The organism is Pseudomonas sp. Emmai, assembly GCF_055179735.1.
On the sequence record NZ_CM143685.1, the window covers coordinates 3,829,989 to 3,842,962 of the forward strand.

The 12,974-nt window shown below is 55.3% G+C and carries 15 protein-coding genes; 14 read left to right on the forward strand and 1 reads right to left on the reverse strand.

Going from position 1 to position 12,974, the window contains the following annotated elements; translation table 11 throughout:
• Positions 1–13 precede the first annotated feature (13 nt).
• The 12 genes from ACY4LX_RS17685 (at position 14) to ACY4LX_RS17740 (ending at position 10,362) form a co-directional block, all read left to right on the forward strand.
• Positions 14–1,156 (forward strand): DUF3383 family protein, encoded by a 1,143-nt coding sequence (locus ACY4LX_RS17685; RefSeq protein WP_463257259.1) that lies wholly within the window; start codon positions 14–16, stop codon positions 1,154–1,156.
• Between the two features lie 10 nt (positions 1,157–1,166).
• A complete protein-coding gene (locus ACY4LX_RS17690) occupies positions 1,167–1,574 on the forward strand; it encodes a hypothetical protein (protein WP_463257260.1) in 408 nt (135 codons plus the stop codon).
• Between the two features lie 3 nt (positions 1,575–1,577).
• On the forward strand, positions 1,578–1,979 hold the full coding sequence (locus ACY4LX_RS17695) for a hypothetical protein (RefSeq protein WP_463257261.1): 402 nt from the start codon (positions 1,578–1,580) through the stop codon (positions 1,977–1,979).
• Between the two features lie 156 nt (positions 1,980–2,135).
• Complete coding sequence (locus ACY4LX_RS17700; protein ID WP_463257262.1) at positions 2,136–3,698, forward strand: hypothetical protein; 1,563 nt, start codon at positions 2,136–2,138, stop codon at positions 3,696–3,698.
• Positions 3,699–3,700: 2 nt separating this feature from the next.
• Positions 3,701–4,357 carry a phage baseplate protein gene (locus ACY4LX_RS17705; protein ID WP_463257263.1) on the forward strand — a complete coding sequence of 219 codons (657 nt, stop codon included), beginning with the start codon at positions 3,701–3,703 and terminating at the stop codon, positions 4,355–4,357.
• Positions 4,357–4,665, forward strand: coding sequence for a phage baseplate plug family protein (locus ACY4LX_RS17710; RefSeq protein WP_463257264.1), 309 nt, complete (start codon positions 4,357–4,359; stop codon positions 4,663–4,665). Before ACY4LX_RS17705 ends, ACY4LX_RS17710 begins: the two co-directional genes overlap by 1 nt.
• A gap of 8 nt (positions 4,666–4,673) precedes the next feature.
• On the forward strand, positions 4,674–6,089 hold the full coding sequence (locus ACY4LX_RS17715; RefSeq protein ID WP_463257265.1) for a hypothetical protein: 1,416 nt from the start codon (positions 4,674–4,676) through the stop codon (positions 6,087–6,089).
• A gap of 49 nt (positions 6,090–6,138) precedes the next feature.
• Positions 6,139–6,846 carry a Gp138 family membrane-puncturing spike protein gene (locus ACY4LX_RS17720; RefSeq protein ID WP_463257266.1) on the forward strand — a complete coding sequence of 236 codons (708 nt, stop codon included), beginning with the start codon at positions 6,139–6,141 and terminating at the stop codon, positions 6,844–6,846.
• Positions 6,843–7,190 carry a hypothetical protein gene (locus ACY4LX_RS17725; RefSeq protein WP_463257267.1) on the forward strand — a complete coding sequence of 116 codons (348 nt, stop codon included), beginning with the start codon at positions 6,843–6,845 and terminating at the stop codon, positions 7,188–7,190. The genes ACY4LX_RS17720 and ACY4LX_RS17725 overlap by 4 nt, the downstream gene beginning before the upstream one ends.
• Complete coding sequence (locus ACY4LX_RS17730; RefSeq protein WP_463257268.1) at positions 7,183–8,403, forward strand: baseplate J/gp47 family protein; 1,221 nt, start codon at positions 7,183–7,185, stop codon at positions 8,401–8,403. The genes ACY4LX_RS17725 and ACY4LX_RS17730 overlap by 8 nt, the downstream gene beginning before the upstream one ends.
• Positions 8,400–9,044, forward strand: coding sequence for a baseplate wedge 1 family protein (locus ACY4LX_RS17735; RefSeq protein ID WP_463257269.1), 645 nt, complete (start codon positions 8,400–8,402; stop codon positions 9,042–9,044). The genes ACY4LX_RS17730 and ACY4LX_RS17735 overlap by 4 nt, the downstream gene beginning before the upstream one ends.
• Position 9,045: 1 nt before the next feature.
• The gene (locus ACY4LX_RS17740) at positions 9,046–10,362 is read left to right on the forward strand and encodes a hypothetical protein (protein WP_463257270.1); all 1,317 of its coding nucleotides are present in this window, start codon (positions 9,046–9,048) and stop codon (positions 10,360–10,362) included.
• Between the two features lie 284 nt (positions 10,363–10,646).
• On the opposite strand, the gene ACY4LX_RS17745 is transcribed toward ACY4LX_RS17740, so the two are convergent.
• Entirely contained in the window at positions 10,647–11,597 is a 951-nt protein-coding gene (locus tag ACY4LX_RS17745; RefSeq protein ID WP_463257271.1) for a hypothetical protein, read from the reverse strand.
• 171 nt (positions 11,598–11,768) lie between these two features.
• On the opposite strand from ACY4LX_RS17745, the gene ACY4LX_RS17750 reads away from it, so the two are divergent.
• Together ACY4LX_RS17750 and ACY4LX_RS17755 are read left to right on the forward strand one after the other, a co-directional pair.
• Positions 11,769–12,209 carry a lysozyme gene (locus tag ACY4LX_RS17750; protein ID WP_463257272.1) on the forward strand — a complete coding sequence of 147 codons (441 nt, stop codon included), beginning with the start codon at positions 11,769–11,771 and terminating at the stop codon, positions 12,207–12,209.
• A complete protein-coding gene (locus ACY4LX_RS17755) occupies positions 12,206–12,751 on the forward strand; it encodes a DUF2514 family protein (RefSeq protein ID WP_463257273.1) in 546 nt (181 codons plus the stop codon). Before ACY4LX_RS17750 ends, ACY4LX_RS17755 begins: the two co-directional genes overlap by 4 nt.
• Positions 12,752–12,974: the final 223 nt, after the last annotated feature.

Below are 12,974 nucleotides of genomic sequence, written 5' to 3' on the forward strand. Positions count from 1 at the left end.
TGGAGCTAGCACAGTGAGCTATCCAGCTACCAACATCATCCGGATTAATGCCCGGATCAGCCCGGCAGGCCTGGGCAATGCGAACTTTGCCAGCGCCATGCTGTTCGCTCCGCAACTCGAACTGCCGGTGGGCTTCGCGCCTGATACGTACCGGACGTATTTCACACTGGTCGCACTGTCTGAAGACTTCGCCGACACCACTGAGACCTACAAGGCGGCCCAGCGCTGGCTTGGCGGCACTCCGGCCACTCGACAGATTCAGGTTTGGGGTGCAGCAACGGCTGACGCTACCCGCGCCGCGACGCTCAACAAGGCCCGAAACATGCTCTGGTGGTACTGGACCATGTGGACGGCGCCTGTATTGGCTGTCAAAGCGGATGCTCTGGCGATTGCCCAGTGGTGCGAAGACAATACCAGCATGTTCATCGACAACCAGACCGGCGTATCGGCTACCGAGATCCGAGATCCGACTGATGTTGATGACATTGCCACTCAGCTGACCTCGGCCGGCTTCCGTCACGTCTACACCGCTGCGCACGCCGCCGACCCGTACTCTGGTTCAGCACTTGCCAAGCACTACGCGGCAGTGAACTACAGCGCCGACCGTTCGACCATCACTGGCGAGTTCAAAAAGTCTCCTGGCGTTATCGCTGAGTCGCTGATCGGCACGGCCTACACAGCCATGCAGAGCGACAAGAAGAAGGCCGTCTTCTACACAGTGGTCGACAACCAGGGCTCTACCGACTCCGGCCGCTGGCTAAACACCCTGACGCACAGCACCTACGGCGAGTTCATTGACGATGTGGTCAACCTCGACGCGTGCGTCAACTACCTGACGACCTCGCTCTACAGCGCAGTGGCCAACCAGACCACCAAGCTTGCCCAGACCCCGGTCGGCCAGGCCGTGCTGATCGGCGCCGCCCGGGCCACCATGCAGCAGTTCATCAACAACGGCTATCTGGGGCCGCGGAACTACATCGACCCTGACGACGGCCTTGAGAAGTACACCATCGGTTTCGAGATCCTGACCAAGCCAGAGGACATCCTCGACTTGTCGGAAGCAGACCGCAACGCCCGCAAGTCCGCACCGCTGCGCATCCGACTGTTCCGCGCCGGCGCCATCCACATTGTTGACGTTGACCTCGACGTTTATTGATAGGTGACCCATGAGCCTGAGTAATTTCTCGAACGACCTGACAGTCGTCACCATCAATGGCCGGCAGATCCAGGACTGGGGTGATACCGCTACCCCGTACACGGACGCGCCGATCGATCCTCGTAGTCAGCTGCGCCGAGGGCAGGGCGGTAACGCCATCCGCCTCGACCGCCAAAACCCAGGCCGAGAGGTGAACGTCTACCTCAACCCTGGCTCGTCCGACTCTGCATATGTGCAGGGCCTGCTGAACTCGAACGCGAACATTACGCTGACCTTCACTCAGATCGGCACGCTGGAAACGGCGCTGGGTTCGGAAGGCGTGATCGTGAACGACGGCCAGCGCGGCCGTGCCGGCTCAACCATCACGGACGACCAGTTCACGATGCAGTTCAACATCTGGGAAGCGACAAGGGGCTGATAGATGAGCGTGAAACCATTCACCATTGGCGGCGCGCAGTACAACGCCGCCATGGCCAGCGCTGTCGATCAAGACCGCCTGATGTCCCTGCTGTCAGCCGCCGTGCTGGAGCGATTCGCCACGGCGGCCGGCGCAGGCCTGGAGATTGACGACCAGGTGTTGTGCGCCATGTTCATGTCGATGCGACAGGACGTGAAGGCGCAGGTGGCGCAGATGCTTATGGCGCGAGTGCTGCTCAACGGAACGGAGCGCACAGTCACCGTCGCCGACTTCGGCGGCAAGATGGTGCAGTACAACCAACTCTTGGCCGAGCTGCTGCGCTGGAACCTTTCCGATTTTTTCGACTGGCTGCCAAGCGGCGAAAAAAGCCAAAGGCAGCCGGGCGAGGAAAGCGCAGCGCAGTAAATTGGTTCCTGATGCGGCCTTGTGTGGGCATACAAGGAATTTGCCCACCTCTTTGCACTTGGGGCCAGCTCGAAGATGGGACCTACTCACTGGCAAGCGTCGAGCGCTTCAACCAAACCATGGATGAAATGTGGGACCAATACGAGGCGGTGAAGAATGGCTAGCAAGGTACTGAAGTCGTTCCTGATCGGCATCGGCTACGACACAAGCGCTCTAGAGGCTGGCGACAAAAAGATCAACGCCAGCCTGAACGGAATCAAGTCGGGAACCCTGGGCATCTCTGCAGCGCTGGTTGGGGCTTTCGGCTTTGCTGCGAGCGCTGTTGTTGGCGTGTCCGATCGCGTCGACAAACTGGCGATGTCTACGCAAAATCTTCGTACTTCGATTAACACGGTTTACAGCTTTGGGAGTGCTGTAAAGCTGATGGGTGGCGATGCTTCAGAAGCCTTGGATGCCTTGAAAGGTTTTGAAGAGATCCAGAACAACCTGCGACTGAAAGGCGAGGCGGGGCCGATCACTGAGCTGGCCACGGCAGGCATAGACGTTAGCTCTCTCTATGCCACAAAAACCGGCGAAGAGTTCATGCGCGCGCTTGCTGACATGATTCCAAAGCTTGACGAAGGGCAGCGAGCACAGGTTCAAGGCTCCCTCGGGCTGTCAGATGGTGTTTTCCGTTCGATTGCCGGCGGGGTAGATCAGCTCGACGCAACCATGAAGCGCGCCAGCGGGCTGACTGGAAGCGTCGACCAACTGACAGATAATGCAAGGAATCTTGCTGACAACTCTGCTCAGTTCGGGCTGATCATTGAGGGAATCAAGAATGAATTGGCAGATAAGTTTTTGCCAAGTCTTGTTGGGGCCAGCAATGCGGTAAATAGTTTTTTGAAGGAATACCGGCCGGAGGTCAGCAAGGCAATCGATTACGCCTCAGACAACCCTAAGGCTACTGCTTTTCTCGGTGGCTCTGCTGTATCGGCAGTGGTAGGTGCAACTCTCGCAAAATTCGGCCTCAGCACTGTAGGTGGAGCGCTCAGCAAGGCAGGTACCGCTGGCGTCGTGGTAACCGGTAGTGCTGTCGGGGCAAACGTTCTAAATCGAACCCTGGACGAGAACGTGCCAGGTTACAGCGACGCCTCTCAAGAGTTTGACGATCTTCTGAAGCGCGTGACCGGCCTTAAAAGAATTAAAGGTCCGATGGAGTTGATGTTTGGAGCAGGCACCAGCAAGCCAGTAGGCGAGCATCCAGTTACCGACACGGCCAAGGTGTCAGAGCCAAGCTCGCCTGCAAGTGATGTGTGGCAGAAGGATCTGGAAGACAGCAGCTACAAGGAGGTCAAATCGCCAGAGATTGACGATCTTGTGAGGGCTATGCAGGACGCCAAGTCGAGCCTTCGGTCCGGTGCGGATAGCACAAATCAGCGAACTATAGATGAGTCGACATCGGGATTGATTGATCGAAGTTCTCCAGATCTTATTTATGGCGAAAGGTCCGCGTCAGACGTAATTCCGCCAACAGCTGAATCAACGACAGAAGAAGATCGCCAGGCGAACGCCCAGGCCTTGGCTGGCGCGCTCAGCCGAAACCCGATCAAGGTCGAAAACCAGCTAGGGCTGACCGTTCAGCTTGATGGTCAGGCACTGGAAGCAAAAATTGTTCGAGTCAGTGAGCGACAAAACTACGAAACCTTGGGCGACCTGAGGACGACAACGGAGCGATAGCCTTGAGCATTGTCAATATCTTCACGCGGCAGGCTCCGACAATTGCCGGCTACTCGTTCGATGCCGTACTGGAAGACACGCTGGATGTCAGCGTGTCGATCACCTCGTACCCCATAGAGAGCGGCGTCAGGATATCCAATCACCGGATATTCAACCCATTCAAGTGGACGATGACCGGCGCCATCAGCAACAACCCCGTGAAGGTTCAGCTGACTGACTTCCTGGGCGGGGCGCTTTCAAACCTGACCGACAACCCGATTGTCTCGACGGTGGCCGGCCTGTCTGCTGGATGGCTGGCTGGCAGCGATGAAACGCGGGCGAGCACAACGCTTGATTTTCTGATCTGGCTGATGAGCGAGTACGAACCGTTTGATATCGATACCGGCGACATCATCCTCAAGAACATGGCCATCACTCGGCTCTCCAGAACAAAAGAGCCGCGCAACGAGAACGGCCTTGAGTTCGTCGTCGAGCTACAAGAAGTCATTGAGCTCGACCGGATCGCCGCCGGCGAGCAGCGGTGGGTGTACCAGTTGCGCAATGGTGACCCATCCCAGAGCGCGCTGGCGAGAGCCGTAAACAAAGGCCAAGTCATAGCCAAGGAAGCGCTCGACAGCGTTTCGGAAGCAGTCAACGGAATTCTCGACGGGGTTATCTAATGCTGACCATTCCCTTGGCCGCCGGAGCAGCAAACGCACACCAACGGTTCAGCGTCCAGCTCGGCGAAAACCTGATCAATTTTGAAATCGACTTCATCTCGTACCTTGATACTCCGGCGTGGTCGATGAATCTGCTTAGAGATGGAAGCCGGATCGTGTCAGGAGCAATGCTGGAGCCAGGCAGCGACATCATCCAGAGCTACAGAACAGGGATAGGTCAAATGGTTTTCACGGGAAGCGATGCAACGCTGAACAATCTCGGCGTCGAGAACTTCCTTGTCTGGATTCCACCACCACTTGAAATATAGGGCTTGAGATGAGAAAGCGCGCCTGGTCGATTGATATCAATGGCGAGCCATACATTGGACTTCAGTCTGGATCAACTCAGTTTCGATGCCAGTTCAACATCGATGTCACGGCAGGCAACTCTATCTCGTTCGCCGATATCAGACTGTACAACATGAACAAGGAGTCGACCGTAGCTCAAGGGTCGAGCATTGTTTTTAAGGCCGGCTACACCGACAACATCGACGGGATATTTTCAGGCCTAGTCACGAACGTGCTTCGCGAGAGAGAGCCAGGATCCACGGAGATCATCACGCGACTGATCTGCCGATCGGGGGCGGCGGCATATGACCGCGGCTCCGCGCATCTGGCCTTCGGCATTGGCGCTCGGGTTGAGGAAGTGATCCGAGCCCTGGCCCGAGCTTGGCCGCTTCCGATTGATATCGACAATGCGCAATTCGCTGATGACAAACCGATGGCGACGGGCTTGGTGGTTGATGGAGATATCCCTGCCGCAATGGATGATCTGGCCTACGCCTACAAATTCAGTTGGCTTCATCATATGGGCCGCATGTATGTGTCGAAGCCGGAGATGCCCAGAAAATCAACCGTCCTTAAAGTTGACCAGTTCACAGGGATGGTTGGCATCCCCGAAGTGACTCGAGGTCCTAACGGTCTTGGCGTGTTCGTGTCTGTCGACCTTAACCCGTCGATCATGATTAACAGCATTATCGACGTGCATAGCGAGTTCGCGACCTACAACACTGGCAACCTTTTCATATCGCAGATCAGCGGTGACGCCAGCGCCAATGGCGAATACAACGTCTTCGCAATGAAGTATTCCGGTGACTCGCACAGCGATCAGTGGAAGCAAGAAATCGACGGGATCAGAGGCGGGAGCAAGCCGGTTGTGGTTGCTACTCCAACGCCAGGGAACGGGAAACTGATATGGGGTGCCAGAGTCGATCAGGAGTTCCGCGTCAAGGTTCGCGAAATCACGGGTCGAATTTCTATTGATCCGAATTGGCTTATGGCGGTTATGGGCTATGAAACCGGATACACCTTCAGCCCTGCCGCAAGGAACCCTGGGAGCTCTGCCACTGGACTTATCCAGTTCATCGAGCCAACCGCTGTAGGGCTTGGAACAACCACTGCGCAGCTTGCACGCATGACGGCGGTAAGGCAGCTCGACTTCGTGGAGTCCTACTTCAAAACCTATTCCGGGCGTATAAAAAATCTTGGGGATGCCTATCTTGCCGTGCTTTGGCCAATGGCTATTGGCCGGCCAGATTCCTACGTTATGTGGGAGCGAGACTCAGGGCCTTACCAGCGAGAATACGCGCTGAACTCAGGGCTTGATGTGAGCCGGGACGGCAAGATCACGAGAGGAGAGGCAGTTTCCGCCGTGAACACCTCCTACATGCGCGGGCAGCAGTTCGTGCGATGACCAACTAAACCAGCCCGCCTATCACGGGTTCATTGAATTCGAGGTAGGCATGCTTGAGTCAGAAGGCCGCGCAAAGCAGGCGAAGCTTATACGCGATGCTTTTCGAGAACTTATAAAGAACCTATGTACGTCAGTTCCAGGGCATGTTCTTGGGTTTAATTCTGATACGCAGAGAGCTCAAATACAGGTCGGAATAACAAGGGTCGATATAAACGGGGCCGAGTTCACTATCAAGCCAATCATCGAGGTTCCGGTGTACTTCCCTGGTGGCGACTACTGCATTGAATACCAGATAGATGACGGCTGCGAGGGTGACATTCTGTTCTCCCAGCGATGCATTGATGGTTGGGTGCAAAGCGGGGGAGTCGCGTCCAACCCGATCGGCCGCTTCCACAGCATGCAGGACGCCATGTTTTTGCCTGGGTTCCGCTCCCAGCCGAACGTGCTGCCCGACTTTCAGAACAACGGCGTGCGCATGCGCAATAAGGCCGGCACGCAGTTCGTTTGGCTGAAGAACGACAACAGCATCACCATGGATAACGGGGTTGCCCGTTTCAACGTCCTGGCCGACGGCACAACCCTGATGCAGAACGGCGCTGGCATGTTCCAGTTGCTGGCTGATGGGTCCTTTCTGATCAATGGCCTGACCATCACGCCCGATGGCAACATCATCACCGCCACTGGCGTAAACCTGAACCTGCATATCCATAGCGGTGTAACGCCCGGATCGGGCAATAGCGGAGCGCCAGTGACATGACCGTTCGCAGACTGGACGAAAACGGCGACATCGTGACCCGTGGCCAGCAGTTCCTCAGCGGCAAGGAAGAGATCGCACAAACTGTCCTGACCCGACTTCGCCTGTTCCTGGGCGAATACTTCCGCGACATAACCGACGGCACGCCGTGGTACGAGCAGATCCTCGGCAAGTTCACCAGCCTTTCGGCCGCCGAGGCGGCGCTCAGGGCAAGGATCGCCAATACACCTGGCGTCATCCGTCTCACAAGCTTCTCCGCTGACTTCGACATCACCACCCGCCGCTACAGCGTGACCGCTGGAATACTCACTGAGTTCGGCACGGACGAGGTAACACTGAATGGCTAGCCTGACTTCGACCGGCTACGTGCTACAGACTCAAAATGAGTGGTTCGCCCAGGAGCGCCAGTTCTACGTGGAGATTGATCCACTGTGGAACCTCGACCCATCCACGCCCGACGGCCTGAAGATGGCGCACGACTCCGAGATTTTCTACGCCCTGGACGAGACGCTGCAGCGCGCTTACAACTCGAAAGACCCGAATAAGGCCAAGGGCAATGACCTGGACATCATCTGCTCGCTCACCGGAACCATCCGGTCCAGCGGATCAGCCTCAAGTGTCGAACTTACCCTTACGGCGACACCTGGCACCGTGATTTTCAAGGGCAACCTTTTCGAGTCGATTGTTACCGGAAGCCGCTGGGCGACCGATCAAACGGTCACTGCTGATGGAACTGGCTCGGTAACCGTCAATGCTACCTGCGCTGTCGCAGGGCCAACCCAGGCGGATGCGGGCACGATCACGCGCATCGTTGATGTGGTGGCTGGCCTTGCCTCCGTGACCAACCAGGCCCCGGCCACACCAGGAACTGACGCGCAGAGCAACGAGCAGCTTCGGGTTACGCGCGCAACCGCGGTTGGTCGCCCAGGAAACAACCAGATCGACGCCATGATTGGCGAGCTGTTCGGTGTTGAAGGTGTTCGCCGGGTCAAGGCCTACGAGAACGACACCAACAGCGCGTCGGTGTCGGCCGATAATCCATACGGCCTGCCAGCACATTCCATCGCCCCAATCATTGACGGCGGAACGGATGACGATGTGGCGATGGCGATCTATCTGAAAAAAAACCCGGGCGCTCTTCTTTACCAGGCAGGAACGCCATTTCAAGTGCTGGTTACATCGCCAAAGTATCCGTCGAACAAAAAGATCATCAAGGCCAGCCGCCCGATCTACGTCGACGGGATCCTGCTGCTCGACATCAAGAATGATGGCTCGCTGCCGGCCAATGCTGATCAACTCATAAAGGAGGCAGTCCTTGAGTTCGCTGCCGGCGACCTAATCCCGGCCGACGTCGGATTCAAGATCACCGGTTTCGATATTGGCGAGCCTGTTCCCTTCAGCACCATCCTGACGCCGGTCAACCAAGTGATCGGGTCGTACGGGAACAGCTACGTTAACATCGCGACTTCCAGTTTGAACGGCACGACAGGAACGCTAGCCATCGCCTTCAACCAGATGTCGCGTTGGACCGAGAGCAATATCACTGTGGTAATCACATGATGAATATCCCGGACAGGATCTACGCGCAGTACAACAACAAGCCGAAGGCTGTGGCCTGGTACGCAATCGCACGAATGCTCGGTGGAAGCATAAAGGCAGCGGCTGAAGCCGTTCGCAAGAGCTACGACATCGATACAGCCGTCGATGAGCAGCTGGATGTAATCGGGCGAATCGTCGTCGCCCCGCGCAGCTTTGCCGGATCAATGCCAATGAATCCGGGGCTGTTCGACCTTACCGACGGCAGTGAGTTTGGCGACGACGACGCGATGTTCAGCGCACTGAACATTGACCAGGACGGCAAGCTCTCCAACGAGCTTTACCGACTGGTCATCAAGTCCAAGATAGTCAAAAACAACGGCGACGCCACGATAGAAAACATCCTCGACGGGATGAATTTTTTACTGCCGCACGCAGATGTCCTCCGCGTAACTGACGGCGAGGATATGTCGTTCAGCATCGAGTTTTACGGTGAGATCTCTGATCTTGAGAGGTTCGCATTGTTGAATGCCGGGCTCGTACCAAAGCCCCAAGCAGTGAGATTTAACGGGTTCCTTGAGGGGCTCGGAATGTTCGAATTCGGCGATGCAGATGCCGAGTTCGGGGACGAGAGCGCAGAATTTGCTGGCTATATAGGGGGTTGAAATGGCTTTAAAGCTCAATGAGCGTTATCCAGGAAGGTTTAACAACCCATCTGCTGGTTATCCGCAGGGGTCATTCAAAAACAGAACATCCCCTACCGCGAAAGATGGATCTTATCTTGAGTCGGATTGGGCGAATGACAAGGAAGGCTTTTTTCAGTCGCTACTATCGAAAGCAGTGATCACGGCAAACGGAACCGTGGATTCTGCGACAAGCTCTCAGTATTACGACGCGCTGCTGAAAATCGTGCAGGTAAACAGCGGAGCTTATATCGCTGGGGGCGGCACTGCGAATGCGCACACAGCCAACTTCATTCCGCCAGTAACCGCTTTGACGGATGGCATGGTGCTCAAGTACAGAGCCTCCGTGGCTAACACCAGCGCCTGTACGTTCAATCCTAATGGCCTGGGAGCCAGGCCAATTGTCGGTGGTGCGCACTCAGCCCTTCAGGGCGGCGAGATCGTAGCAACCGGTGATGTCTGGCTGCAATACAACAGCTCGATTGGTTCCGGATCATGGATTCTGATCGATAGCACTGGCGGTGCACTTCAGGTCGCTGCTGCCACCCAAAGCCAGCATGCCATCCAGCTCAAGCAGATGGCCGCTGTGATCGGGAGCATCCGCAATGCCGGGATGAATGTCAGTGCTGCAAGCGCTACTGCAACGTTCACTGCAAGCGAGGTTGCAGTGAAATCGGCGCTTGGCGGCGCCGCATGGCTGATCCCCAATTTCAACAAAACGATCAACCTTGCAGCTACTGGTGCGGGCGGCATGGATACAGGCCCGGCCCCTGTAAGTGGTTGGGTGGCTATCTACGCGATCTACAATCCAACAACAGACACATCTGCATTACTCGCTGTAAATTCAACCTCAGCTGTCGCGCCTGAAGTCTGTGCAGGCGTAATGCCCTCAGGCTACACAGCTTCTGCACTGGTCAGTGTTTGGGGAACCACCGCCGGCGGCCTGCTGCAAATCGGCAGGCAACAAGATCGAGACATTTCTGTCGCGTTATCCACTGTCATCAACATAACTTCGACACAGCCTGCATTCACGCCTACGAACATTGGTAGCGGCATCCCGCCGAATGCCAAGAAGGTGTCGGTGCTGATGAACTCCTCGTCCAGCGTCAGTACGACCTTATCGATGTTCGCCTCGCCGGACGGTGTCACGGATGCGCAGCAGCTTCTTTCAACAAACACTGTCCAATCCATTGGCGCATTCCGCGACATTAAGATCGTGACCCAGCAGACCATTTACACAAGATTCAACGCTGCTGGGACGGTCACTCTCCTTGTTAACGTGACGCAATACTCTTTCTAAGGAGCCATCAATGGCAAAGTTAAACGTACAGTTTGAGGGCGAAAGCGAGGAGGAAATAATCTCCTACTTTGGGTCGCCGCAGGGTCCGGAATACTGGCCGAACATGGGCACGGTAGACTCGGAGGATGCTCGGTGGTCCACTTATTACGACGCTTGTCCAGTCTGGGTGCGGGAAGCATTGCCGGCGCCAATTGATTGAGTAGGTGCGTGTTAGATGTGCGTGCCAGAAGAGGGCTTAAGTAGAATTATCAGTGCCGAATAATATCGGCACTGATAATTAACTTCTATTTGTAGCCTGGCTTAGAGTGGCACGTTGAAAGCTTGCTGGTGGACCTGGTTTTTATGAGGTGAGCTGATGTGATTAACGCTCCAAGCAGGCATGCTGTCGTGGAGAAAAATAGTAGTCGAGCATCCGCCGCATTTCCAAGCGCTACAAGTCCGAGGGCGTATAGCGCAGCTGATAAGAATAGCACTAGCGCTTCAATATTCGGCTTTCTTGTTAGTATTGAGAGCGTCAATATGCAGAGAGTGGTGAGATAAAGAAACCATGGCTTGAAAAATATTAGGCTTGAGTATTCGTTGATGTATTTGACAACGGATTCTCTAGTTTTAGATTTAGCAAGGCTGTAGCCGTAATCGTTGATGTCTATTTGCGGTGCGGTTATCAAAAATTGTTCGCCGGAGTTGAAGCCGAATAGGTATTTGGTGAGTTGAATTTTGTTATGCAGGAAGCATATAGGGTGATTGATCGCCACCGTTTCCCATAGTTCATCTAGCTTTTCATCCGTGGTGATTTTTTTTAGAAGATGGTCTGAGAGATTTGAATGCCTTGGGTCGTAAGTGTTTTTTATTTCGGTAATAGTTAAGCCTGGCGATACCTCAGAGAACAAATTTTCGTCTAAACAAATACTCGCGCCGGCTATATCCATTTTTCTAACTATAGGGATTAGCTTTGTCGATCCGCTCAGCTCTCGAAACTCTGGAAAAGAGTATTTGTCAATTTGAAGCTTCGATACGTACATGAGCCCTGTAATGGATGAGCCGATGATTGCTGTGAAAATCAGCGTTTTGATTTTTCGATTTGGGAGTTTTGTGCAAATAATCCACGACAAATAAAATATAATTGGTGCTGCTGCTGTTATCGCATTGTGGCGCGAACAAACGCCTAGAAAAATCAATAGCATTGATAAGCATAGCAGTACGGTTGAAGATGATTTGTTTTTAACAGACTTCATTGCTAGTGCTAAAACGCTACGCGGACCCATCGCATCTTACTCAAATTAGAAGTAGTCGCCCATTGATGGTTTTTTCTGGAGAGCCCCATGCCCATCACCCAGCAGCAACTGCTGCAGATCCTCTCGAACGCCGGCAAACAAGCCGGCGCTTTCATTCCTGGAGTTTGACGAATGCGCACATCACAGAAGGGCGTAAGCCTGATCAAGTCGTTCGAGGGGCTGCGGCTCACCTCTTATCCAGATCCAGGAACTGGCGCAGAGCCGTGGACTATCGGTTATGGCACTACGCGCGGCATCAAGGCGGGCATGACCATTTCAGCCGAGCAGGCCGAGCGAATGCTGCAGAACGACATCGCCCGCTTTGAGCCGGAGATCGATCGATTGGTGAAGTTGCCTCTCAGCCAGAACCAGTGGGACGCCCTGATGAGCTTCACCTACAACCTGGGGTCGGCCAACCTTGGCTCGTCGACGCTGCTGAAGCTGCTCAATGCTGGTGACTATGCCGCTGCTGCGGATCAGTTCACGCGCTGGGATAAGGCCGCTGGCAAGACGCTGGCCGGTCTGACGCGGCGCCGCGCAGCCGAACGGGCGATGTTCCTGGGGGCGGCATGACCTCCCTCTGGCTGCGAGTCCCTCCTTATATAGCTGCGGTACTGCTGGCGGCCGGCGCGCTGTTCGGCGCCTACCAACAAGGCCTGTCGGTGAAGGATGCCGAATGGCAGGCCATGTGGAATGACCGGGACACCCGGGACGCCTCGGCAAAGGCGACGAATGAAGCCGCCGAGCGCGCCAAAGAACAGGCCCGTCAACTATCCATCAACAAGGCGATTCAAGATGGCCAACGCACGATCGACCAAGCAACTGCTGATGCTGCCGCTGCTCGCGCTGCTGCTGACGGCTTGCGCGCAGCAGCCGACAACCTTGCCGCTCGACTCGCAGCCAGTCAGGTCGGCGGCCATTCCTGCACTGCCGCCGCAAGCGAGGCAGCTTCCCGTGCCGTCATGGTGCTTGCCGACGTGTTCAAGCGCGCTGACCAGAGAGCGGGCGATCTTGCTGAATTTGCTGACCAGGCCCGAGCCAGGGGAATGACTTGCGAACAGGCGTATGATGGGCTGGGAGAAGTGGGGAAAAGCAACCCAGCAGCAACGAAATAGTACAGTGGTTAGTACATGTGTTTTCGTGGTTTGCAGTTTTTATCAATGAATGCTGGTGTTTTAGGCTTAAGTTCGATTCCGGCTTCGGGCACCATTTAAAATCAAGGGTTTGCGTGCGAAAGCTGATGCAAACCCTTGTTTGTTTCTGGTCCATTCATATGGATCATTCCCGCCTAAAGTACTCAAGAAACCAACCTGTTTGGCCGATACGCTTCGCTCCAGG

What these genes read in the sequence shown, in the direction of transcription:
- ACY4LX_RS17690 (WP_463257260.1), top strand. Translation starts at nt 1,167, where the DNA reads ATGAGCCTGAGTAATTTCTCGAACGACCTGACAGTCGTCACCATCAAT.
- ACY4LX_RS17695 (WP_463257261.1), top strand. Translation starts at nt 1,578, where the DNA reads ATGAGCGTGAAACCATTCACCATTGGCGGCGCGCAGTACAACGCCGCC.
- ACY4LX_RS17700 (WP_463257262.1), top strand. Translation starts at nt 2,136, where the DNA reads ATGGCTAGCAAGGTACTGAAGTCGTTCCTGATCGGCATCGGCTACGAC.
- ACY4LX_RS17710 (WP_463257264.1), top strand. Translation starts at nt 4,357, where the DNA reads ATGCTGACCATTCCCTTGGCCGCCGGAGCAGCAAACGCACACCAACGG.
- ACY4LX_RS17715 (WP_463257265.1), top strand. Translation starts at nt 4,674, where the DNA reads ATGAGAAAGCGCGCCTGGTCGATTGATATCAATGGCGAGCCATACATT.
- ACY4LX_RS17720 (WP_463257266.1), top strand. Translation starts at nt 6,139, where the DNA reads ATGCTTGAGTCAGAAGGCCGCGCAAAGCAGGCGAAGCTTATACGCGAT.
- ACY4LX_RS17725 (WP_463257267.1), top strand. Translation starts at nt 6,843, where the DNA reads ATGACCGTTCGCAGACTGGACGAAAACGGCGACATCGTGACCCGTGGC.
- ACY4LX_RS17730 (WP_463257268.1), top strand. Translation starts at nt 7,183, where the DNA reads ATGGCTAGCCTGACTTCGACCGGCTACGTGCTACAGACTCAAAATGAG.
- ACY4LX_RS17735 (WP_463257269.1), top strand. Translation starts at nt 8,400, where the DNA reads ATGATGAATATCCCGGACAGGATCTACGCGCAGTACAACAACAAGCCG.
- ACY4LX_RS17740 (WP_463257270.1), top strand. Translation starts at nt 9,046, where the DNA reads ATGGCTTTAAAGCTCAATGAGCGTTATCCAGGAAGGTTTAACAACCCA.
- ACY4LX_RS17745 (WP_463257271.1), bottom strand. Translation starts at nt 11,597, where the DNA reads ATGAAGTCTGTTAAAAACAAATCATCTTCAACCGTACTGCTATGCTTA.
- ACY4LX_RS17750 (WP_463257272.1), top strand. Translation starts at nt 11,769, where the DNA reads ATGCGCACATCACAGAAGGGCGTAAGCCTGATCAAGTCGTTCGAGGGG.
- ACY4LX_RS17755 (WP_463257273.1), top strand. Translation starts at nt 12,206, where the DNA reads ATGACCTCCCTCTGGCTGCGAGTCCCTCCTTATATAGCTGCGGTACTG.